At 44.1% G+C, this 23,211-nt stretch carries 23 protein-coding genes, 1 tRNA gene and 1 riboswitch; of the genes, 22 read left to right on the top strand and 2 right to left on the bottom strand.

The features are described 5' to 3' along the window. Window positions 1-13: 13 nt before the first annotated feature. The 9 genes from AS29_RS03375 (at window position 14) to trxA (ending at window position 9,440) form a co-directional block, all read left to right on the top strand. Window positions 14-2,380, top strand: a complete 2,367-nt coding sequence (locus AS29_RS03375; RefSeq protein WP_035410874.1) for an endonuclease MutS2 — start codon at window positions 14-16, stop codon at window positions 2,378-2,380. 16 nt (window positions 2,381-2,396) lie between these two features. Continuing rightward, a complete protein-coding gene (locus tag AS29_RS03370; protein ID WP_035410870.1) occupies window positions 2,397-2,801 on the top strand; it encodes a DUF350 domain-containing protein in 405 nt (134 codons plus the stop codon). Between the two features lie 216 nt (window positions 2,802-3,017). Further along, complete coding sequence (locus AS29_RS03365; RefSeq protein WP_035410868.1) at window positions 3,018-3,518, top strand: DinB family protein; 501 nt, start codon at window positions 3,018-3,020, stop codon at window positions 3,516-3,518. 131 nt (window positions 3,519-3,649) lie between these two features. Continuing rightward, window positions 3,650-5,338 (top strand): AMP-binding protein, encoded by a 1,689-nt coding sequence (locus tag AS29_RS03360; protein ID WP_035410865.1) that lies wholly within the window; start codon window positions 3,650-3,652, stop codon window positions 5,336-5,338. Between the two features lie 137 nt (window positions 5,339-5,475). Continuing rightward, window positions 5,476-6,063 carry a TetR/AcrR family transcriptional regulator gene (locus AS29_RS03355; RefSeq protein ID WP_035410861.1) on the top strand — a complete coding sequence of 196 codons (588 nt, stop codon included), beginning with the start codon at window positions 5,476-5,478 and terminating at the stop codon, window positions 6,061-6,063. A 22-nt stretch (window positions 6,064-6,085) separates the two neighbouring features. Further along, window positions 6,086-6,859 (top strand): enoyl-CoA hydratase, encoded by a 774-nt coding sequence (locus AS29_RS03350; RefSeq protein WP_035410858.1) that lies wholly within the window; start codon window positions 6,086-6,088, stop codon window positions 6,857-6,859. 83 nt (window positions 6,860-6,942) lie between these two features. Further along, entirely contained in the window at window positions 6,943-7,716 is a 774-nt protein-coding gene (locus tag AS29_RS03345) for an electron transfer flavoprotein subunit beta/FixA family protein (protein WP_035410856.1), read from the top strand. A 66-nt stretch (window positions 7,717-7,782) separates the two neighbouring features. Continuing rightward, window positions 7,783-8,760, top strand: a complete 978-nt coding sequence (locus AS29_RS03340; RefSeq protein ID WP_035410853.1) for an electron transfer flavoprotein subunit alpha/FixB family protein — start codon at window positions 7,783-7,785, stop codon at window positions 8,758-8,760. 365 nt (window positions 8,761-9,125) lie between these two features. Further along, entirely contained in the window at window positions 9,126-9,440 is a 315-nt protein-coding gene (gene trxA, locus AS29_RS03335) for a thioredoxin (protein WP_035410850.1), read from the top strand. A gap of 308 nt (window positions 9,441-9,748) precedes the next feature. Here the strand turns inward: trxA and AS29_RS21210 are convergent, their stop codons facing one another. Then, on the bottom strand, window positions 9,749-10,102 hold the full coding sequence (locus AS29_RS21210) for a hypothetical protein (protein WP_156505852.1): 354 nt from the start codon (window positions 10,100-10,102) through the stop codon (window positions 9,749-9,751). Between the two features lie 99 nt (window positions 10,103-10,201). Between AS29_RS21210 and uvrC the strand changes: the two genes are divergently transcribed. Together uvrC and AS29_RS03325 are read left to right on the top strand one after the other, a co-directional pair. Next, window positions 10,202-11,974, top strand: coding sequence for an excinuclease ABC subunit UvrC (uvrC, locus tag AS29_RS03330; RefSeq protein ID WP_035410847.1), 1,773 nt, complete (start codon window positions 10,202-10,204; stop codon window positions 11,972-11,974). Window positions 11,975-12,039: 65 nt separating this feature from the next. Beyond that, a riboswitch (Lysine riboswitch) is annotated at window positions 12,040-12,215 on the top strand. 116 nt (window positions 12,216-12,331) lie between these two features. Further along, entirely contained in the window at window positions 12,332-13,564 is a 1,233-nt protein-coding gene (locus AS29_RS03325; RefSeq protein ID WP_035410844.1) for an aspartate kinase, read from the top strand. 38 nt (window positions 13,565-13,602) lie between these two features. Here the strand turns inward: AS29_RS03325 and AS29_RS03320 are convergent, their stop codons facing one another. Next, a complete protein-coding gene (locus AS29_RS03320; protein ID WP_035410840.1) occupies window positions 13,603-14,058 on the bottom strand; it encodes a YslB family protein in 456 nt (151 codons plus the stop codon). 572 nt (window positions 14,059-14,630) lie between these two features. On the opposite strand from AS29_RS03320, the gene AS29_RS03315 reads away from it, so the two are divergent. The 11 genes from AS29_RS03315 to AS29_RS03265 all read left to right on the top strand — a co-directional run bounded on the left by AS29_RS03315 (window position 14,631) and on the right by AS29_RS03265 (window position 23,109). Further along, window positions 14,631-15,239 (top strand): succinate dehydrogenase cytochrome b558 subunit, encoded by a 609-nt coding sequence (locus tag AS29_RS03315; RefSeq protein WP_035410837.1) that lies wholly within the window; start codon window positions 14,631-14,633, stop codon window positions 15,237-15,239. A 31-nt stretch (window positions 15,240-15,270) separates the two neighbouring features. Continuing rightward, the gene (gene sdhA / locus AS29_RS03310) at window positions 15,271-17,034 is read left to right on the top strand and encodes a succinate dehydrogenase flavoprotein subunit (protein WP_035410834.1); all 1,764 of its coding nucleotides are present in this window, start codon (window positions 15,271-15,273) and stop codon (window positions 17,032-17,034) included. Then, window positions 17,031-17,792 (top strand): succinate dehydrogenase iron-sulfur subunit, encoded by a 762-nt coding sequence (sdhB, locus tag AS29_RS03305; protein ID WP_035410832.1) that lies wholly within the window; start codon window positions 17,031-17,033, stop codon window positions 17,790-17,792. Before sdhA ends, sdhB begins: the two co-directional genes overlap by 4 nt. A 268-nt stretch (window positions 17,793-18,060) precedes the next feature. Continuing rightward, window positions 18,061-18,285 carry a spore germination transcription factor GerE gene (gerE, locus tag AS29_RS03300; protein WP_035410829.1) on the top strand — a complete coding sequence of 75 codons (225 nt, stop codon included), beginning with the start codon at window positions 18,061-18,063 and terminating at the stop codon, window positions 18,283-18,285. A gap of 149 nt (window positions 18,286-18,434) precedes the next feature. After that, entirely contained in the window at window positions 18,435-18,881 is a 447-nt protein-coding gene (locus tag AS29_RS03295; protein ID WP_035410827.1) for a MarR family winged helix-turn-helix transcriptional regulator, read from the top strand. Between the two features lie 9 nt (window positions 18,882-18,890). Further along, window positions 18,891-19,706, top strand: coding sequence for a glutamate racemase (gene racE, locus AS29_RS03290; protein ID WP_035410824.1), 816 nt, complete (start codon window positions 18,891-18,893; stop codon window positions 19,704-19,706). A gap of 117 nt (window positions 19,707-19,823) precedes the next feature. After that, window positions 19,824-20,900: a GerMN domain-containing protein gene (locus AS29_RS03285; protein ID WP_035410821.1), complete on the top strand. Its 1,077-nt coding sequence runs from the start codon at window positions 19,824-19,826 to the stop codon at window positions 20,898-20,900. Between the two features lie 117 nt (window positions 20,901-21,017). Beyond that, window positions 21,018-21,776: a ribonuclease PH gene (gene rph, locus AS29_RS03280; protein WP_035410817.1), complete on the top strand. Its 759-nt coding sequence runs from the start codon at window positions 21,018-21,020 to the stop codon at window positions 21,774-21,776. A gap of 4 nt (window positions 21,777-21,780) precedes the next feature. Beyond that, window positions 21,781-22,374: an XTP/dITP diphosphatase gene (locus AS29_RS03275; RefSeq protein ID WP_035410814.1), complete on the top strand. Its 594-nt coding sequence runs from the start codon at window positions 21,781-21,783 to the stop codon at window positions 22,372-22,374. Window positions 22,375-22,387: 13 nt separating this feature from the next. Beyond that, window positions 22,388-22,900, top strand: coding sequence for a metallophosphoesterase family protein (locus tag AS29_RS03270; protein WP_035410812.1), 513 nt, complete (start codon window positions 22,388-22,390; stop codon window positions 22,898-22,900). Between the two features lie 135 nt (window positions 22,901-23,035). Next, window positions 23,036-23,109: transfer RNA gene (locus AS29_RS03265), tRNA-Arg, on the top strand. Window positions 23,110-23,211 lie beyond the last annotated feature (102 nt).

Here is a 23,211-nt window from a genome sequence, read left to right as displayed (position 1 = left end):
GGAGGTCTGCAAGTTGCAGGAAAAAGGATTGCGTGTTTTAGAATTTCATAAAATCAGGCAGCAGCTGACGAATCATGCTGCCTCATCACTGGGTAAAGAGAGAGCCGAGGCTCTGCTGCCGACAAGGGACCTCAATGAAGCGGAGAAGCGGCAGCAGGAAACGTTTGAAGCAGCTGATATATTAAGAGTGAGAGGTCATGCTCCATTTGGCGGCCTGACCGATATAAGAGCAAGTCTCAAACGGGCAAAAATAGGGGGAGTGCTCAGTGCGCATGAATGTATGAGCACAGCAGGCGTTCTTTATGCAGGGAGACAAATGAAGCAATTTATTTTAGACCTTGCTGAAGATGAAATCCTGACCATTCCTTATTCAGAGGAAAAGGCCCGTCTTATTGAGCCCCTGTCAGAGCTTGAGAAAAAAATCAATCAGTGCGTGGATGATAATGGAGATATCCTGGATCATGCGAGTGATTTGCTTCGCTCGCTCCGCCAGCAGCTGAGAACGCTTGAATCCCGCGTCCGTCAAAAGCTTGAATCCATGATTCGTTCCTCTGCGGCGCAAAAAATGCTTTCAGATGCCATTATTACCATTAGAAATGACCGGTTTGTTATTCCCGTTAAGCAGGAATACCGTTCATCATACGGTGGAATTGTCCATGACCAGTCATCATCAGGAGCGACTCTGTTTATTGAACCGCAAGCGATTGTTGACATCAATAATTCTCTTCAGCAGGCAAAGGTAAAAGAAAAGCAGGAGATTGAACGGATTTTGCGGGAGCTGTCAGAGGCGATAGCTGTTGAAGCAGATCTTATTCTTTCCAATGTAGAAGTATTGGCCGACCTGGACTTTATGTTTACAAAAGCGAGGTATGCAAAAGCAATTAAAGCTTCTCGCCCGCTTATGAATGACAGAGGCTATATCAAAATGATAAAAGCCCGCCATCCGCTATTATCTTCAGATGAAGTTGTTGCCAATGATATTGTACTCGGAGACTCGTATTCAACAATCGTTATTACCGGACCGAATACAGGAGGGAAAACTGTTACCCTCAAGACGATTGGCCTTTGCACATTGATGGCTCAATCAGGTTTGCAGGTTCCGGCTGCCGATGGATCAGAGATGGCTGTTTTCGATTCTGTCTATGCAGATATAGGCGACGAGCAATCCATTGAACAAAGCTTGAGTACCTTCTCCTCCCACATGGTAAACATCGTAGACATCTTGAAAAAAGCGGATGAAAAGAGTCTCGTCCTTTTTGATGAACTTGGAGCGGGTACAGATCCGCAGGAAGGGGCAGCTCTTGCGATTTCCATCCTGGATGAAGTATACGGCAGGGGATCAACCGTAGTCGCTACAACTCACTACCCAGAGTTAAAAGCGTATGGCTACAACCGAGAAGGTGTCGTAAATGCGAGCGTTGAGTTTGATGTTGAGACATTGAGTCCGACCTATCGCTTGCTGATCGGAGTACCAGGCCGAAGCAACGCCTTTGAAATTTCAAGAAGACTAGGTCTGTCCGAGCATGTCATCGACTACGCTAAGTCGAATATGAATGCAGAAAGCAATGAAGTCGATACGATGATTGCTTCACTTGAAGAAAGCAAAAAAGAGGCGGAAGCAGAAACAGCAGAAGCAGAACAATTCCGCAAAGATGCTGAAGATCTTCATAAAGAGCTCCAAAAGCAAATTCTGGAGTTTAATGAGCAGCGCGACAGACTGTTCGTGGAAGCAGAACAAAAGGCAGCAGAAAAGCTGGATGAAGCAAAAAAGGAAGCGGAAGAAATTATCCGTCATCTGCGCAAGCTTCAGAAGGAACAATATGGATCGATAAAAGAGCATGAGCTGATCCACGCCAAAAAACGCCTGGAGGAAGCTCAGCCTGTCTTTACGAAATCCTCTCCTCAAAAGAAGCAGGAAAAAGCGAAGGAAGATCATTCTCTTAAACCTGGTGATGAAGTGAAGGTAATCAGCTTCGGGCAAAAAGGAATTCTGCTTGAGCAATCAGGCAACAAGGAATGGCATGTTCAAATCGGAATTTTAAAAATGAAAGTGAAAGAATCCGATCTTCAATATATGAGCAGGCCAAAGCCTGTTGTTGAAAAACCTCTCGCAACAGTAAAAGGGAAAGATTATCATGTTTCCCTTGAACTTGATTTAAGGGGAGAGCGTTTTGAAAATGCAATTTCGAGAGTAGAAAAATATCTGGATGATGCGGTACTGGCCGGCTATCCGAGGGTATCCATTATCCACGGCAAAGGAACCGGAGCATTGCGCAAAGGAGTACAGGAACTCCTGAAAAACCATCGCAGTGTGAAAAATACACGGTTCGGAGAGGCCGGAGAAGGCGGCAGCGGTGTCACCATTGTTGAACTCAAATAAGGAGGTAAACAGCCAGATGAATCCTTTCTGGGAAAATGAACTGGTCCAGACTGCTGCCTATTACAGTGTTGTTGTTTTATGTATGGTCGTGTTCATGAGTATCTTTGAACTTGTAACCAAATATAAAAATTGGGATGAAATTCAAAAGGGAAACCTTGCAGTGGCCATGACAACCGGCGGCAAAATTTTCGGGATCGCCAATATCTTTCGTTTTTCCATTGAGCAGCATAATTCTCTTTTTGAGATGATCGGCTGGGGCTGCTACGGCTTCTTTCTATTGCTGCTCGGTTATTTTATTTATGAGTTTTTAACACCAAAATTCCGGATTGATGAAGAAATTGAAAAAGACAACCGTGCAGTAGGATTCATTTCAATGGTCATCTCAGTGGGGCTATCCTACGTCATTGGATCAAACATTTAAGGGGTATGAAATGGAGACTTTAGCAAAAGTGCTGCTGGCTGTTTGCGGATTGTTTTTAGTAATTGGTTTGCTTTATCTATTTTTTTGGACTTAATCCGATTGGAAAAGGATTCTCATACGAGAGTCCTTTTTTTAATTCTTCAGGAGATGGAATGAAACAAACGAGTGTTCTATAATGGAGATGAAGAGATTTAAAAATGCAAGGAGGAGCAGAGAATGTATATAACCGTTGCAGATTTTATTGCTGAATGGAAAAAGGAAGCAGGATTAACTCAAAAGCTAATGGATTGTTTGACAGATGATTCATTGAAACAGCAAGTGTATCCGGAAGGGCGTACATTAGGAAGCATTGTCTGGCACTTCACGGTGAATATTCCAGATTATTTAGCCGAGTTCGGACTGGAGATTGACCGTATCGGAACTGAGGAAAATGTGCCACCGTCTGCACAGGAAATAGCAGCAGCCTTCAAGGATGTAAGTGCTGAGGCAGCCAGAGTCATTCAGGAACAATGGAAGGATGAAACACTCAGACAAGTGCAGAAAGCCTTTGGAAGACAAGAATCAAATGCTTCGATTCTGATGGGGCTGATTAAACACATTGTTCATCATCGCGGACAAGCGACCGTTCTTATGCGCCAGGCGGGATTAAAGCCGGCATGGATTTATGGGCCCGCAAAAGAAGATTGGATGGAGATGGGCATTCAGCCGCGGCTTTAAAAACATCCGATTCCAATTCCAGCCCCCTACTTATGAAAGAGCAATTAGGCGGTTCAGATAATTTATTTAAAAGTCTGAATATACTGTTATAATAAAGGCGTAAGCCGAAAGTCATAAGGGGGGTAATAGATATGGATTTAATCAGACCATGGCTCGATCAGTATCCCGCGGAAATTCCGCCGGCGTTAAGCTTTGAGCCCAAAACGCTTCAAACCTATTTAGAAGAAACGGCTGGGGAGTTTCCAGAAAAAAAGGCGATTAATTTCCTTGGGAAAACACTCACTTACTCCGTATTGCTGAATGAAGCCAAAAAATTAGCAGGATATCTACAAGGTCTTGGGCTGCAAAAAGGCGACCGTGCAGCGATCATGCTGCCTAATTGTCCTCAGGGGGTCATTTCTTATTACGGTGTACTGATGGCAGGGGGAGTGGTCGTCTCCACGAATCCGCTCTATACCGAACGGGAAATTGAATACCAGCTGAACGATAGCGGGGCGGAATACATCATAACGCTGGATTTGCTTTTCCCAAGAGTGTCTAAAGTGAAAGCGTTAACAAAATTAAAACATGTCATTGTTACAAAGATTCAAGACTATCTGCCATTCCCGAAAAATCTTTTGTATCCGATTGTTCAGCGCAAACAGTCAAAAGTTAAGGTAGATGTTTCCCATGGTGGAACGACGCATTTATTTTCTAAGATTATAAAAGAATCTAAAGCTGTGTTCTCAAAGGTAGAGACGGATCCGGTTGAAGATATCGCGCTGCTTCAATATACAGGAGGAACGACCGGCTTTCCGAAAGGGGTTATGCTTACCCATAAAAATATAGCAGCGAATACCGTGATGTGCTCGGCCTGGATGTACAATTGCCGCCGCGGAGAAGAAAAGGTACTCGGGCTGCTTCCATTTTTCCACGTGTATGGGATGACGGCCGTTATGCACCTTTCTGTTACAGAGGGTTATACCATGATTCTCCTTCCGAAATTTGATGCAGGGGATACTTTGAAAACCATTCATAAGGAAAAGCCTACATTATTCCCTGGGGCACCTACCATCTATATTGCCCTGCTTAATCATCCTGATCTGAAAAAATACGATTTATCGTCTGTACAGAGCTGCATTAGCGGTTCGGCTCCCCTTCCCGTAGAAATACAGGAAAGGTTCGAAAAGGAAACCGGAGGCAAGCTTGTGGAAGGATATGGCCTGTCAGAAGCATCCCCCGTTACCCATTCCAACTTTCTATGGGGAAGAAGAAAGAAAGGCAGCATCGGCGTACCCTGGCCGAATACTGACGCTATGATTTTATCCCAGGAGACAGGAAGCCAGGCCGAGCCAGGTGAAAAAGGGGAATTGATCGTCCGCGGTCCTCAGGTTATGAAGGGCTATTGGGGAAAACCGGAGGAAACAGAGGCTGTAATGAAGGATGGCTGGCTGTTTACAGGTGATATCGGGTACATGGATGAAGAAGGGTATTTTTATGTAGTTGACCGCAAGAAGGATATGATCATTGCCGGAGGATACAACATTTATCCGCGTGAGGTTGAAGAAATTCTCTATGAATATGATAAAATACAGGAAGTAGTGGTCGCCGGGGTGCCGGATCCTTACAGAGGGGAAACCGTGAAAGCATATGTGGTCCCTAAGGAAGGCGTGAAAATTTCGGAGGAAGAACTGAATGTTTTTGCCCGACAGCATTTGGCGGCCTACAAGGTTCCAAGAATTTACGAATTCAGAAGTGAGCTCCCTAAGACTGCCGTTGGGAAAATTTTAAGAAGAGCACTTATAGATGAAGAAAAGGAAAAGCTGAAAAACGCCAATTAACGCAGGCAGGGGGGATTTCTCCCATCAGGAAATTTCCCCTTTTTAAAATAGTGGTTTTCGCTTGACACATCCTGGCCAATTTACTATTATGAAAATATGAATGATGATTCATTCATTTCAAAAAGGAAGGTAGTCCAGTGAAACAAAACAAACCGAAATACAAACAGATTATTGATGCGGCAGTGATTGTCATTGCTGAGAATGGATACCATCAGGCCCAGGTTTCAAAGATTGCCAAGCAAGCCGGTGTAGCAGATGGAACCATCTATTTATACTTCAAAAATAAAGAAGATATCCTCGTTTCATTGTTCCAGGAAAAAATGGGGCTCTTTATTGAAAAAATTGAAGGAGAAACTTCCGGAAGAACGAAAGCTGCAGATAAGCTTTACGTTCTGATTGAAAAGCATTTTTCTCTCCTTTCAGATGATCATCATCTTGCAATCGTCACGCAGCTTGAATTGAGACAATCCAATAAAGATCTCAGGCTCAGGATTAATGAAGTGCTTAAGGGATACTTGAATGTATTGGATTCTATTATTCAAACAGGGATTGACACCGGTGAATTCAGGGAAGATCTGAATCTGCGCCTTGCTAGGCAAATGATTTTCGGTACAATTGATGAAATTGTCACCACATGGGTAATGAATGAAGAAAAGTATGACTTGGTGGCTCTGGCCGGACAGGTTCATCATATGATTGTCCGCGGCTTTGGGAACAGTCAATAAACCATTTTCAGGAGGGTGAACAGTGGGATACTTAACGATTCAAAAAGAGCAATTTGTAGCTTCAGTTAAAATTGATAATCCCCCTGCAAATGCATTAGGTTCCTACGTTCTTGAGGAATTAGCAGGATTCATAGAAGAAGCGGAACACGATCCTTCCATCCGTGTCATATTGCTTTACGGCGAAGGGAAATTTTTCTCTGCAGGAGCTGATATTAAAGAATTCACTACTGTTGCGTCTGGAGCCGAATTTTCAAAGCTTGCAGCAAAGGGCCAGCAGCTGTTTGAAAGAATAGAAAGCTTCAGCAAGCCGGTCATTGCAGCCATTCATGGAGCAGCGTTGGGAGGCGGCCTTGAGCTTGCCATGTCCTGTCATATTCGTTTAGTGACAGAAAATGCCAAGCTTGGTCTGCCGGAGCTGCAGCTTGGGCTGGTGCCTGGTTTTGGCGGTACACAGCGTCTGCCGCGCTACGTTGGCCAGGCAAAAGCACTGGAATTGATGGCGACGAGCGAACCGATCAGCGGGGCGGAAGCAGCGAAGCTTGGACTTGCAACCAATGCGGTTCCGGATGAAATGCTCCTTCATGAAGCAAAACAGCTCGCTTTAAAAATGGCTTCTAAAAGTCCGAATACAATCAAAGCGGTCCTTGAGCTTTTAAGCTTTGGAAAGTCAGCAGACTTCCACAGAGGAATGGAAAGAGAAGCCGTTCTTTTTGGAGAAGTTTTTGATAAACAGGATGCAAAAGAAGGAATTCAGGCTTTTCTTGAGAAACGCACTCCTCAATTTAAAGGGGAATAGTTGGACGGGGGGAATTCCCCGGCTATATAATGGAAGCGTATACAACTAAAACGGAATGATATGCGAAACAGGGGGATGGAGAAATGAATATTTTTGTAATCATGAAGCGCACGTTTGATACGGAAGAGAAAATTTCCATCAGCAGCGGAAGAATTCAAGAGGATGGAGCCGAATTTATCATCAATCCTTATGATGAATATGCGATTGAAGAAGCCATTCAGATCAGGGATGCTGAAGGCGGAGAAGTGACTGTTGTCACAATCGGCGGCGAAGAAGCAGAAAAAGAATTGCGCACCGCTCTTGCAATGGGCTGCGATAAAGCAGTTTTGATCAATACGGAAGATGACCTGGAAGACGGCGATCAGTTTACATCTGCAAAAATCCTTTCTGAGTTTTTGAAGGACAAAGATGCAGACTTGATCCTTGGCGGAAACGTTGCGATCGACGGCGGGTCTGGTCAGGTTGGGCCGCGCCTTGCAGAGCTTCTGGATATTCCTTACGTTACGACAATCACAAAACTTGAAATCGAAGGCCGCAAAGCAACAGTCACTAGAGACGTTGAAGGAGATTCGGAAATCATCGAAACCTCCCTTCCGCTTCTTATTACTGCGCAGCAAGGACTGAATGAACCACGCTATCCTTCATTGCCGGGAATCATGAAAGCGAAGAAAAAGCCGCTGGATGAGCTTGAATTGGATGACCTGGATCTTGAAGAAGACGATGTAGAGCCAAAAACAAAAACCATTGAAATTTATATGCCTGCCAAGAAGGAAGCTGGGAAAGTCCTTCAGGGAGAATTGGATACACAGGTAAAAGAGCTTGTCAGCCTGTTGAGAAACGAAGCAAAAGTCGTATAATCACCGTATTAAATGCTTATTGGCTATAGCATGTTCGGGAATCCGGAGAAATAGGGGGAAATAATGATGGCAAGAAAAGTTCTTGTATTGGGAGAAGTTCGGGATCAATCACTGCGTAATGTTTCATTTGAGGCAATCGCAGCGGGTAAAGTTGTTTCGGAGGGCGGAGAAATCGTAGCCGTTTTAATTGGCGACCAGGTTTCCGCTCTTGCGGAAGAAATGATTCAATATGGAGCAGACCGCGTTGTAACCGTAGAAGATGAAAAGCTTGCTGCATATACACCTGACGGCTATTCACAAGCTCTTATGGCTGTTGTGGAGGAAGAAAAACCAGAAGGAATGGTGTTTGGCCATACGGCTTTAGGAAAGGACTTATCTCCTAAAATTGCTGCAAAACTAAACTCAGGATTAGTATCTGATGCTACAGGTGTAGAAGAAGCAGGAGGCAATATCGTCTTCACCCGTCCGATTTACTCCGGTAAGGCCTTCGAAAAAGTAATCGTAACAGAAGGAATCATTTTTGCTTCCATTCGTCCTAATAACATTGCACCGCTTGAAAAGGATGAGTCCAGAAGCGGAGAGGTTCGTTCCGTAACAGCTGAAATTAAAGACTTGCGTACAATTGTGAAAGATGTCATCCGTAAAGCAACAGAAGGAGTAGATCTTTCCGAGGCAAAAGTGATTGTCGCCGGAGGAAGAGGCGTGAAAAGCACGGATGGATTTAACCCTCTAAAAGAGCTTGCTGACGTTTTAGGCGGAGCGGTAGGAGCATCCCGCGGTGCATGTGATGCGGATTACTGCGATTACTCCCTTCAGATCGGCCAGACAGGAAAAGTGGTTACGCCTGATCTGTACATCGCTTGCGGAATATCCGGGGCCATTCAGCATTTAGCCGGAATGTCCAACTCTAAGGTGATTGTCGCCGTTAATAAAGACCCGGAAGCGAACATCTTTAAAGTGGCTGATTATGGAATCGTAGGAGATCTGTTCGAAGTCATTCCAATGCTAACGGAAGAGTTTAAAAAATTGAAAGTTCATTCTTAACCATAAACGATGTATTATGAAATTCCCTCGGATGATTCCGGGGGGATTTTTTAAGGAATGACCCTATTCCTGTAATAGAATGGTTTTTGGAAAGCGCCCGTTAAAACGAAAACAGCCTTTACCAAAGGCTATGTAAAAAAAAGGCTATGTAAAAGGATGATGTTGTTTTTAACACCAGTTGATTGGAGCAAACGGCTGCAGCGGAAATCAACAGCCTGTTTAACTGAGCTTTACTCAGCTATTCAGACTTTTGTGTTTTTCCATATTTAAATGGGAATAATGACATCGAGGCAAATTCTTAGCACACTCAAAGGTTAGGTGCTATACTAAGTGCATATTCTTTAAGATTTTAGGAGGAATACAAAATGGCTATTTCACACGTAACGGATCAAAACTTTTCTGCTGAAACTGGAGAAGGCGTCGTTCTTGCAGATTTCTGGGCACCTTGGTGCGGACCTTGCAAAATGATCGCCCCAGTACTTGAAGAACTGGATCAAGACATGGGTGACAAAGTAAAAATCGTCAAACTTGACGTTGATGAAAATCAAGAAACAGCTGGCAAATACGGCGTAATGAGTATTCCTACACTGCTTGTTTTCAAAAACGGCGAAGTTGTAGACAAAGCGGTTGGCTACCAGCCGAAAGAAGCTCTAGCTGAATTGCTAAGCAAACACGCATAATGAAAAATCAGCCCTCTTTCGGGGCTGATTTTTTTATTATATAGGCTAAGGTAAAATGTGAGCTTTATTGTTAAGACTTGTTGATTGGAGAGAAAGCCAACAACAATCAATAGTCTAGTCCAATAATGCTAATATCTAAAACTGCAGTCCGGTACAATAAAACTGCGCGGGCGGACAGAATTATTGGGCCGGCCAGAAAACCCGGATCAACGGCCAAAATCGAGACACGAACGGCTAAAAAAGGGTAGCGGACGGACAGAATAACTCGATCGGCCAGAAACGATGTGAGAACGGCCAGAAAACCCGGATTAACGGCCAAAATCGAGACACGTTCGGAATAAATGGTAGCGGACGGACAGAATAAATCGATCGGCCAGATACGATGAGAGAACGGCCAGAAAACCCGGATCAACGGCCAGAATATAGACACGAACGGCTAAAAAAGGGTAGCAGACGGACAGAATAAATCGATCGGCCAGATAAGGCGTGAGAACGGCCAGAAAACCGGGATCAACGGCCAGAATATAGACACGAACGGCTAAAAAAGGGTAGCGGACGGACAGAATAACTCGATCGGCCAGAAACGGTGTAAGAACGGCCAGAAAACCCGGATCAACGGCCAGAATCGAGACTCGAACGGCCAGAATAAAAGGATCGGCCAAAAATGCGGACCGGACGAACAGGTTATAGAAGGCTATTCTTAGTAATTTTCGTGCATTTATCGTACAATAAAAGGCAAATGACTGGATGGAAGTGGTTAGATGAGAGATAAAATCAGAGAAAAATTAGCCCTCCTTCCCGATCAGCCAGGCTGTTATTTAATGAAAGACAGGCAGGGAACCATTATTTATGTCGGTAAAGCGAAGGTTATAAAAAACCGCGTCCGATCTTACTTCAGCGGTTCTCATGATGGGAAGACGCAGAGGCTGGTTAATGAAATTGAGGACTTTGAATACATCGTAACGTCCTCGAATATAGAAGCGCTGATTCTGGAAATGAATTTAATTAAAAAATACGATCCTAAATATAATGTGATGCTGAAGGATGATAAATCCTTTCCTTTTATTAAAATTACGGGAGAACGGCACCCGCGCCTGATTGTTACGAGGAAAATTAAAAAGGATAAGGGGAAATACTTTGGGCCGTATCCGAATGTGCAGGCAGCAAGGGAAACGAAAAAGCTGCTTGACCGGCTGTATCCGCTCCGGAAATGCAACAGTATGCCTGACCGGGTTTGTCTTTACTATCACATGGGGCAGTGTCTGGCACCATGCGTCTATGATGTTACCGCTGAGACGAACCGGAAAATGGTCGATGACATCAGCCGTTTTCTAAATGGCGGCTACGAAGAAATTAAAACGGATTTAACTGATAAAATGTACAAAGCATCCGAAGCGATGGATTTTGAAAGGGCAAAGGAATACAGAGATCAAATTGTTCACATTGAAGCTACGATGGAGAAGCAAAAGATGTCGATGACCGACTTTGTAGACAGGGATGTATTTGCATATGCGTATGATAAAGGCTGGATGTGTGTTCAGGTATTTTTCGTGCGTCAGGGGAAACTGATTGAACGGGATGTTTCAATGTTTCCTATTTATAATGAACCGGATGAAGAATTTTTAACTTTCCTTGGGCAATTTTATCAGCAGAGCAGTCATTTTCTTCCGAAAGAAATCATGATTCCCGATAGCGCAGATGCAGTTATGGCTGAGCAGCTTTTGAATATTCGTGCTCTGCAGCCTAAGCGTGGAGCGAAGAAGGATTTACTGATGCTTGCCCATAAAAATGCCAAAATTGCTCTTGGGGAAAAGTTCTCTCTTATTGAACGGGATGAAGAGCGGACGATTAAGGCGATTGAAAATTTAGGGGAGAAGCTCGGGATTGCTGTGCCGATCCGGATTGAAGCTTTTGATAACTCCAACATCCAAGGTTCTGATCCTGTTTCTGCGATGATCGTTTTTATCGATGGAAAACCGGCGAAAAAGGAGTACAGGAAATATAAAATCCGCACTGTAACGGGTCCGGATGATTATGAGTCAATGAGAGAGGTAGTAAGGAGAAGGTATACCCGTGCATTAAAGGAAAATCTGCCGCTGCCGGACCTGATCGTAATTGATGGGGGTAAGGGCCAGATTTCTGCAGCTAAGGATGTGCTTGAAAATGAACTGGCGCTGGAAATTCCCGTTGCCGGTCTTGTGAAGGATGACAAGCATCGCACGTCCAATCTCATGCTTGGAGATCCTCTTGAACTGATTCAGCTGGAACGGAATTCACAGGAATTTTACCTGCTTCAGCGAATTCAGGATGAGGTTCACCGATTTGCGATCACCTTTCATCGGCAAGTGCGAGGGAAAAATGCAATCCAATCTATCTTGGATGAGATTCCAGGCATTGGGGAAAAGCGGAGGAAGATGCTGCTTAAGCATTTTGGATCCGTTAAAAAAATGAAGGAAGCTACTGTTGATCAGATCAAGGAAGCGGGAGTACCTTATGCAACCGCAGAGCTAATCTATGAAAAATTAAAAGAATAAGCTTGTGCTTTCCTGAAACCTTTGCTACAATACAAACTAATTTAATACGGTCGTTTAGTTCGTTAAATGACGATAGAGGTGCGAACTTCAATAGTAAGCATAAACAGGAAAATGGTTTCCGTTTACTTATGCTGAAAGGGGAGCGTCGCCGAAGAAGAAAGGGTGCCATTGCTGTTTCTTCTGGTTTTGCATTGAATAAATGCAGGGCTGTCAAGATTAATCTTGGAGAGCTATCTCATTGTATGAATGAAGAATTTTTTCGTTTATGCAAGCAATGAGATGTCTGTCTCATTGCTTTTTATTTTGGCCTCTAACGTTTGAACTTGCGATTTACTTTGACCAAAGGAGCGATAACGCGTGGGACTGATCGTGCAAAAATTCGGCGGAACATCCGTGGGATCTGTAGAAAGAATTTTGAATGTTGCAAACAGGGTGATTCAGGAAAAGGAGAACGGTCATGACATCGTGGTAGTGGTGTCGGCAATGGGAAAAACAACGGATCAGCTCGTTTCACTGGCAGGAGAAATTACGTCGAAACCAAGCAAGAGAGAAATGGATATGCTGCTGACAACCGGCGAGCAGGTCACGATTTCGCTATTAACAATGGCTCTTCAGGAAAGAGGGTATGAAGCGGTTTCCTATACAGGCGGACAGGCGGGCATTTTAACCGAATCCCGTCATGGGAATGCCAGAATTACAAATATTGAGGATGATCGGATCTCAAATGATCTCGCTCACGGGAGAATTGTGGTTGCTGCCGGCTTTCAGGGGAAAGATGAGAACGGAGAAATTACAACACTCGGACGCGGAGGCTCGGATACAACTGCAGTTGCACTGGCTGCCGCTCTTAAAGCAGATAAGTGCGATATCTATACAGACGTAACCGGTGTATACACAACAGATCCGCGCTACATTCAGGGAGCGAGGAAGCTTGCCGGAATTTCCTATGATGAGATGCTTGAGCTTGCTAATCTTGGAGCTGGTGTTCTTCATCCGAGAGCAGTTGAATTTGCAAAGAATTATCAAGTTGCATTAGAAGTGCGTTCCAGTATGCATGATGAACGCGGAACGCTAATCGAGGAGGAAAGTACGTTGGAAGAAAATTTAATTGTTAAAGGGATTGCATTTGAGGATCAGGTTACGAGAGTATCAGTATGCGGTCTTCCGAATGACTTAAGTACGCTTTCTACCATTTTCACTACACTTGCAGAGAATGGCGTGAATGTAGATATCATTATTCAGAGTGTGACAGATAAAGAGAATGCGTCTATTTCTTTCTCCGTTAAAACAAACGATCTTGAAGAAACGATTGACGTGCTTGAAACGCATAAAGGCAAAATAAAATTTAAAAAAATCGAGTCTGAAAAAGGTCTTTCGAAGGTTTCCATTGTTGGCTCTGGAATGGTTTCCAATCCAGGTGTGGCAGCAGGAATGTTTTCTGTTCTGGCAAAAGAAGGCATTCAGGTAAAGATGGTTAGTACTTCTGAAATAAAGGTGTCAACTGTAGTTGAACAGGAGGATATGGTCCGTGCAGTAGAAGCGCTGCATGAAGCATTCGAACTGTCTGGCCAAAAAGCACCCGTAAGATAATGAAAAAACAGGCACCCGAGGGTTTGCCTGTTTTTTGCTTACTCAGCAATCATGTCTTTTTTATCCCATTTTACAGTCAGAATTACTTTTCCGGTTCGGCGTTTCACCTGCTCAAAGCTTTCAGCGGCATGCTTGCCGATTGTTTGCACCTGTTCTGCAATAAATCCGGCTTCCAGCTGAAAGGATGGCTCCTTTTTCGATTGAAAGCGCAGCTGAATGATGTCTGATGATAATTCAAATTCCATTTCACCCTGTTTCTTATGTACGAGAGATAAGGTTCCCCAGCCTGCTTGTGTAAAAAACTGAGGAAGTTCTTCTACAGCTTCCAGCGGGTAATGCCTGGCAAGCTTTCTGCCAGCCCAATAAAGCATGGACTGATACTCCTGTCCGAGGATTTCGGGAAGCAGGATTTCACGAAGCAGCTCATGGCCAAAAGCAGGGACGCTCAAATCCTCAAATGCTCCAGCCTCTACCTGATTACGGATACTTTTCATATTCTTTCCCCTCTTTCTAAGCCCATTATATATCAGAGAGGGGGGGATTAACATGAAATAAAAGGAAGATTAGCAGAGCAGCGTGCATCAATGGAGAGTTCTCGTCTATAAGCTAAGAAACACTCTTGTTTTATAGCCATTTTAAGTTTGGATGACAATTTTACAGCAAGGACCAAAAGTTTATATACATATTTTTTTCTATATTTCAATATATTAATAAAATTAATTTTGTAAAAATCCATAACAATTCCGAAAATTATAATTTATGAACACGTTTTCTTGACGCTCTATAATGTTAGGAGTAAAATGAATTTGTCACATTTTATCAGTTATTATTAAGGTGGAACAGCGATTAGTTAAAAGTTTCCAACTGCTCAATGCCAGATTGAGATACTTGCTTCCTAATCTTGCAGGTGAAGGAAAAGCCAGCGATTTCAGGAAATATTTTGGGGTGAAATGCTATTTTAATAGCTTGCCAGTAACTAATCCTCTCGTGTTCCGGGCTGAAAAATGGGGATAAGAGAAACCCGATAAAAAATTAGAACGAACTTTGATTAGGGGGTAAAGGATTTATGGCTGGAAATAAGGAGTTTGCGCTGCGCAGACTGCACTCGCTGCTGGGGGTTATTCCTGTAGGAATCTTCCTGATTCAGCATCTTGTGGTTAACAACTTTGCTACTAGGGGAGAACAAGCATTTAATGATGCTGCTCATTTTATGGAAAGCCTTCCATTCAGGATTGTGCTTGAGACGGTAATCATTTTCCTGCCGCTATTATTCCATGCTATTTATGGTGTTTATATTGCTTTTACGGCAAAAAACAATGCTACCCGATATGGCTACTTCAGAAACTGGATGTTTGTGCTTCAGCGTGTATCCGGCGTCATTACATTTGTGTTCGTTTGCTGGCATGTATGGGAAACAAGAATTGCTGCGGCATTTGGCGCATCCGTTAACTTTTCCATGATGGAAAATATTTTAAGCAACCCGCTGATGGTCGCTTTTTACGTAATTGGTGTTGTTTCAACGGTTTTCCATTTTGCAAACGGGCTTTGGTCATTCTGTGTTACTTGGGGAATTACGGTTACTCCGCGTTCCCAGCTAATTTCTACGTATGTAACACTGGCTGTATTCGCGGCTTTAGCTTATGTAGGTGTTAGTTCCATCTTTGCTTTTATTTAATGAGGAGACGTCAATCAAGGGAGTGGGCTAGATGAATAACAATCGTGTAATTATCGTCGGCGGCGGATTGGCCGGCCTGATGGCTACTATAAAGGCTGCGGAAAAGGGAGTCAGTGTTGACTTGTTTTCTTTGGTTCCTGTAAAGCGTTCTCACTCTGTGTGCGCGCAGGGCGGAATCAACGGAGCGGTAAACACAAAAGGGGAAGGGGATTCTCCTTGGGAACATTTTGATGATACCGTTTACGGAGGGGATTTCCTTGCAAATCAGCCTCCGGTAAAAGCAATGTGCGAGGCAGCGCCTTCCATTATTCATTTGCTTGACCGTATGGGCGTTATGTTTAACCGGACGCCGGAAGGACTTTTGGATTTCCGCCGCTTCGGAGGAACTCAGCATCACCGTACAGCGTTCGCCGGTGCAACAACAGGGCAGCAGCTATTGTATGCATTGGATGAACAGGTTCGCCGCTATGAGGTGGCAGGCCTTGTAAGAAAGTTTGAAGGTTGGGAATTCCTTGGGGCTGTGCTGGATGATTACGGTGTTTGCCGGGGTATCACGGCACAGAATCTTTCCTCTATGGAAATCAAATCCTTCCGTTCCGATGCCGTAATTATGGCAACAGGCGGTCCTGGAATTGTGTTCGGAAAATCAACGAACTCTGTCATCAATACCGGTTCTGCCGCATCAATCGTTTATCAGCAGGGCGCTTACTATTCAAATGCAGAGTTTATTCAAATCCATCCTACAGCCATCCCCGGAGACGATAAGCTGCGCCTGATGAGTGAATCAGCCCGCGGTGAAGGCGGACGTGTCTGGACTTATAAAGATGGGAAGCCATGGTACTTCCTTGAAGAGAAATATCCTGCTTACGGAAACCTTGTTCCAAGGGATATCGCTACAAGGGAAATCTTTGATGTCTGCGTCAATCAGAAGCTTGGGATCAATGGAGAAAACATGGTTTATCTCGATCTTTCCCATAAAGATCCTAAAGAGCTTGATATTAAACTTGGCGGAATCATTGAAATCTATGAAAAATTCATGGGTGACGATCCGCGTAAAGTGCCAATGAAAATCTTCCCTGCCGTTCACTATTCTATGGGCGGACTATGGGTTGACTATGATCAAATGACGAATATTCCTGGATTGTTTGCAGCAGGTGAGTGCGATTACTCGATGCACGGAGCCAACCGCCTTGGAGCGAACTCCCTTCTTTCTGCGATTTATGGAGGAATGGTTGCGGGTCCAAGCGCTGCAAGATATGCACAGGGACTTGATACATTTGCTGAGGACATGCCGGCTAGCGTATTTGAAAGGCATGAAAAGGAAGAGCAGGCTAAGTGGGAAGGAATTATGAGCATGGACGGAAATGAAAATGCTTATGTCCTTCACAGAGAGCTTGGCGAGTGGATGACAGCAAACGCGACTGTTGTACGCTATAACGATAAGCTTATGGAAACAGATGAGAAGATACAGGAATTGATTCAACGTTATGACCGAATCAATATTAACGATACGGCAAAATGGAGCAATCAGGGTGCAGCCTTCACACGCCAGCTGAAAAACATGCTTAACCTTTCCCGTACAATTGTACTCGGAGCTTACAACCGCAATGAAAGCCGCGGAGCTCATTACAAACCGGATTTCCCGGAACGTAATGACGAAGACTTCCTAAAGACAACGATGGCTAAATTCACAGGCGATCATCAAGCGCCTGCTTTGCATTATGAAGAAGTGGATACGTCCTTGATTGCACCTAGAAAAAGGGATTATTCCAAGAAGAAAGGAGCAAAAGCATGAGTGAGAAAAAGATCATCCGATTCGTGATTTCACGGCAGGATTCTCCTGAGGCTGCTCCATATGATGAAGAATTCGAGCTTGAATACCGCCCGAATATGAATGTTATTTCTGCTCTTATGGAAATCAGGAGAAATCCGGTAAACTCAAAGGGAGAAAAAACAACTCCCATTACTTGGGATATGAACTGTCTGGAGGAAGTATGCGGTGCGTGTTCAATGGTCATCAACGGCAAACCGCGCCAGTCCTGTACAGCGCTTGTTGATCAGCTTGAGCAGCCAATCCGTCTTGCGCCGATGAAGACATTCCCGGTCGTACGCGATCTTCAGGTTGACCGCAGCAGAATGTTTGACTCTCTTAAAAAAGTTAAAGCCTGGATTCCGATTGATGGAACGTACGACCTTGGTCCTGGACCAAGGATGCCGGAGAAAAAGCGCCAGTGGGCATATGAACTATCCAAATGTATGACCTGCGGTGTTTGTTTGGAAGCCTGTCCGAATGTAAACAGCAAATCCAACTTCATCGGACCTGCTCCGCTATCGCAGGTGCGTTTGTTTAATGCTCATCCAACAGGGGAGATGAACAAATCTGAGCGTCTCGATGCTTTAATGGGAGACGGAGGCCTTCAGGACTGCGGAAACTCACAGAACTGTGTGCAATCCTGCCCTAAAGGCATTCCGCTTACGACATCCATTGCTGCGCTTAACAGAGATACCAATTTGCAGGCCTTCCGCAATTTCTTCGGAAGCGACCGCTCTTAATAAAGAAGGAAACCGCCGATCTATCAAGGTAGAGATCGGCGGTTTTTTTGTATAAGGCTAAGTTAAAGCAACATGTTGATTGGAGCGAACGCCCGCAGCGGAAATCAACAGGATAGTCCAATAGAGGTTTGTAAAAATTGGACGCCCCGATCACTGCCCGAAATTTTCAATTCAGTCACCGCTCTGCCTGAAAGCACATACTATATGTTGACTAATCGGATACCCACGTGCAAGCGCAGCTCTCACCTAGCAAGGAGGGTTACAATAATTGAAGGACAAAGAGTATCAATCTAAGCCATTACTCACGAAAAGAGAAAGAGAAGTTTTCGAATTATTGGTCCAGGATAAAACTACTAAAGAAATAGCAGGAGAGCTCTTTATCAGCGAAAAAACAGTTCGAAACCATATTTCGAATGCGATGCAAAAGCTTGGAGTCAAGGGGCGTTCACAAGCGGTTGTAGAGCTCCTTCGGATGGGTGAACTAGAGCTCTGATTAACTGCCGGCCGGCCTATACATAGGACCGCCGGTTTTTTCATGTCTAACTATAAGCGGGACTTGCATTTTTAAAGAAAAACGAGGAAAATAACAGAGGGAAACGGCCAATGTATCGTTTCTAATGCAAATGAGCGGGGTATGGCGTGATGAACGATAAACGATCTGAAAAAGGCCATGTAGCGGATATTGAAAAGTCGCTCAGGCGGATTTCGGGGAATATTAAACAAAAAGGCAGAGAAATACTGAATGAATATAAAATAACTCCACCGCAATTTGTAGCACTTCAGTGGCTTCTTGACCACGGCGATATGACGGTTGGGGATCTTGCGGGCAGGATGTATTTAGCGTGCAGCACGACCACAGATCTTGTTGACAGGATGGAGAAGACCAGTCTTGTTGTCCGTATAAGAGATGAGAAAGACAGGCGGGTAGTCAGAGTTCATTTGCTTAAAGAAGGGGAACGGATTATCGAAGCGGTGATTGAGAAAAGACAGGAATATCTCGATCAGCTTTTAATTCATTTTACTCCATCTGAAAGGCTCACTTTTGAGCTTCTTCTGAATAAACTGCAACAGGAAATGAAAGAAGAATGAGGCGATTTTTTGAATAGACCGATAGGAGTCATTGATTCAGGAATAGGCGGTCTGACAGTAGCGAAAGAAATGATGAGACAGCTGCCTAAAGAGGAATTGATTTATTTAGGCGACAGCCAGCGCTGCCCATACGGACCGCGTCCTGAATCTCAAGTACTGCAGTATACATGGGAAATGACAAATTATCTTTTGTCTGCCCATCATATTAAAATGCTGGTAATAGCGTGTAATACAGCAACGGCGATTGCTCTTGAAGATATTAAAAGCAAGGTGGATATCCCTGTTATCGGGGTTATTCAGCCTGGAGCCAGAACAGCAATTAAACTTAAAAAAAACCAGCATATCGGAGTCATCGGCACAGTGAATACCATTCAAAGCGGTGCTTATGAAGAGGCGCTGAAAGCATTGAAACAGACAGTAACGGTTGAGAGTCTTGCATGTCCGGAATTTGTGCCTCTTGTAGAAAGCGGAAAATATGAAGGGGAGCTTGCTAAAGAAATCGTCAAACAGTCTCTTCTGCCGCTAAAGAACCAATCGCTTGATTCACTGATACTCGGCTGCACCCACTATCCGATTCTCAGACCATTAATTGAAGAGTTTATGGGGCCGGGGGTAAAGGTGATTTCGTCGGGGGATGAAACAGCAAGGGAAGTAAGTACCATTCTTTCCTATCATCAGGCTCTAAATGAAACAGACGGCAAAAAGGATCATCAATTTTTCACTACAGGTCCGCGTGACCTTTTCCAATCCTTCGCATCGAATTGGTTCGAAGAGACAATCGAAAACGTGCACCCCATTAATTTGGAAGAGGCGCTTCAGTCGTAAAGAAAGATCCCGTTTGCATGGGATCTTTTTTGCGTATAAAAATGTTTTGAGCGGGCGGTATAAATCCTGCAGAGGCTCGTATACATAGTAGTACAAACTGCCTCAGGAGGGATTATCATGCCTGTTAACAAAAAATTAGCCATTGCTGTTTCTTCCATTGCCGTCACTTCCATTGTGCTATCTGGCTGCGGCATATTCGGCGGAGGAGAGCAAGCGGTCAAAGAAGTGGATCCGCCGCAGGATGTTACGTATACAGATGGGAAGAATGCGGATGTAAAGCCGGCAAATACAGAAAAAGCAGGGGAGCAAAAGGCTCAGACTGTTTCGAGGGATGTATACTTAATCGATAAAAATGGCATGGTTGTTTCACAGGCATTGCCTCTCCCTAAAAAAGAAGGGGCAGCCAAACAAGTGCTGACATACCTTGTTGATGGCGGACCTGTAAGCAATATTCTTCCTGACGGATTCCGTGCCGTGCTGCCTGCGGATACGGAAGTGCTTGGAGTCACCATTAAAGATGGTACAGCAACAGCAGATTTTTCTAAAGAGTTTGCCAATTATAAGCGCGAGGATGAGCTGAAAATTCTCCAGTCTGTTACATGGACGCTTACCCAATTTGAATCTGTGAAAAAAGTGAAAATTTGGGTGAATGGCCATCCGCTTAATGAAATGCCTGTCAATGGAACTCCAATTTCCGGAGATATGGGAAGAGCGGACGGAATTAACCTGGATACGGCAGATGTCACTGATATCACGAATACCCATCCAGTGACTGTTTATTTCCTTGGCCAAAATGATAAAGGAACGTATTATGTCCCTGTCACAAGACGGGTGGATAATAAAGAAAAGGATCCTATTACAGCAGCTGTTACAGAGCTGTTAAAAGGTCCTTCCAGCACAAGTGGGCTTCTGGATGAGTTCCAAGGTCATGTGAAGCTTAATTCGGCCCCGAAATACGAAAACGGAAAAGTGACACTCGACTTTAACAAGTCCATTTATGGCAGCTTTGACGAAAAGAAAAAAGTTATTTCCGAAAAAGTGCTTAATTCCATTGTGCTGACCTTAACGGAGCAGCAGGGTGTGGAGACCGTCGCCTTGACAGTTGACGGAAAGGCTGACCTTCAAAATGAAAAAGGACAGAAACTGGCCAAACCTGTCGCCCGCCCGGCAAATGTGAACACTGGTAGTTTTTAAAGCGGGATTTTTGATATACTATAAAAGGAAAGATAAGAGGCATGCTTGTAATGGAGCTGCCTCTTATTTATTGAGGGGGCGGACGTTTGGCCCGTTAATTGGACGGAGGTTTGATCGATGAGAAACGATGGAAGAAGCAGAAACCAGCTTAGACCGGTTGAAATGGTGACGGAGTTTATTACACATCCTGAAGGATCTGTGCTGATTACGGTTGGGAATACAAAGGTGATATGCAATGCAAGTATTGAAGATAGAGTGCCTCCTTTCATGAGGGGACAAGGGAAGGGCTGGATTACCGCTGAGTATTCTATGCTTCCAAGAGCTACTGAGCAAAGAACAATCAGGGAATCTTCAAAAGGCAAAATTTCAGGAAGAACGATGGAAATTCAGCGTTTAATCGGACGGGCTTTGAGAGCAGTGGTTGATTTGAACAAGCTCGGCGAGCGGACGATCTGGATTGACTGTGATGTCATTCAAGCGGATGGCGGAACGAGAACGGCCTCTATTACTGGTGCATTCACGGCAATGACGATTGCACTGGGCAAGCTTGTAGATAAAAACGTTCTGTCTGAACTTCCGATCACTGATTTTCTTGCAGCAACCTCTGTAGGAATCGACTCAGAGCTGGGTGAAATACTTGATTTGAATTATCTAGAGGATTCTTCTGCAGAAGTGGATATGAACGTGATCATGACATCCAAAAATGAACTGGTTGAGCTTCAGGGAACAGGTGAAGAAGCCACTTTTTCCAGAAAACAGCTGGATCAATTATTAGATCTTGCAGAAGAGGGTATACATACATTAATCGAACATCAAAAATCAGTTTTAGGTGATTGGGGATCTCATATTGTCAAAAATCTTGAGAAAGAGGGATGAACAAATGAGCCAAATCATTATTGCGACTCGCAATGAAGGGAAGGCAGCAGAATTTAAAGCGCTGTTTGAACCAAAAGGGCTTCAGGTTGCCTCATTAAACGAATTGCAGGACCTTCCTGAAGTGGAAGAAACGGGTCATTCATTCGAAGAAAATGCGATACTAAAAGCAGAAACCATCTCCAAGCTGACAGGAAAACCTGTTATCGCAGACGACTCTGGCCTATCTGTGGATTCTCTTGGAGGAGAGCCCGGTATTTACTCTGCGCGCTATGCGGGAGAAGAAAAAGATGATGCAGCTAACATTGAAAAGGTTCTTGAAAGCATGAAGGGTGTGGAAAAGGACCAGAGAACAGCCAGATTCAGATGTGCGCTTGCGATTGCTGCACCAGGGAAAGAAACAAAAACGGTTGAAGGCTCAGTGGAAGGATACATCACCGAGAAACCAGAGGGGCTAAATGGATTCGGATATGATCCAATTTTTCTTGTGAAGGATAAAGGGTCCACAATGGCCCAGCTTCCGCCCGAGGAAAAAAATAAAATCAGCCACCGTTCCGATGCACTGAAAAAATTAGAGAAGCTGATTGGAGAGTACTTTTAACGGGGGGATGGCAATGAACGTTCTCATCATGAGTGACAGCCATGGATTGACAGACGAATTGGAACAGATAACAGCCCGTCATAAGGATGAAGTAACTGCTGTTATTCATTGCGGTGACTCTGAGCTGCAGGCAGACGACCCTGGCATCCGTTCTATGTGGATTGTCGGGGGGAATTGTGATTTTGACGGGGGGCTTCCGAATGAGCTGGTAAAGGAAGCAGGGATGTACCGTTTTCTTATTGCTCATGGCCATTTGCATTCGGTTAAATCCACCCTAAATCATTTAAAGTATAGAGCACAGGAAGAAGATGCATCCATTGTCTGTTTCGGCCACACACATATTGCAGGATCCGAAATGGACGGTAATATCCTGTTCATTAATCCGGGCAGCATACGTCTTCCGAGAGTGCGTCCTGAAAGGTCTTATGCTATAATCAGCCTCGAAGGCAAGCAAGCCGATGTTCTATTTTATGATTTTTCAGGAAATCCGATAAAAGCACTGGAAAAAACCTATACATTTGCATAAAATATAAGAGGAGGAAGAAATTCCTCCTCTTCCATAAAAAAGTTTAGAAAAGTTATTGACTTTATTATCGAAAGAAAATATAATAAATCTTGTCGCTGATACAAAAACAAAAAAACGACAAACAAAATCATTCATGTCCCAGTAGCTCAGCTGGATAGAGCAACGCCCTTCTAAGGCGTCGGTCGGGAGTTCGAATCTCTCCTGGGACGTCCAAAAATCGGGTTCTAAAGCCCGTCAAATTAACCTCTTATATCGTTTAGTGAAACGGTCAGTATAACGGTCATTTAAGAAATTACACCAGTTATTGACTT

Source organism: Bacillus sp. SJS (genome assembly GCF_000732485.2).
Taxonomy (GTDB): Bacteria; Bacillota; Bacilli; order Bacillales; family Bacillaceae; genus Metabacillus_B; species Metabacillus_B sediminis.
The sequence above is the reverse complement of the archived record's forward strand: the minus strand, read 5'-3'. Positions and strand labels throughout refer to the sequence as shown.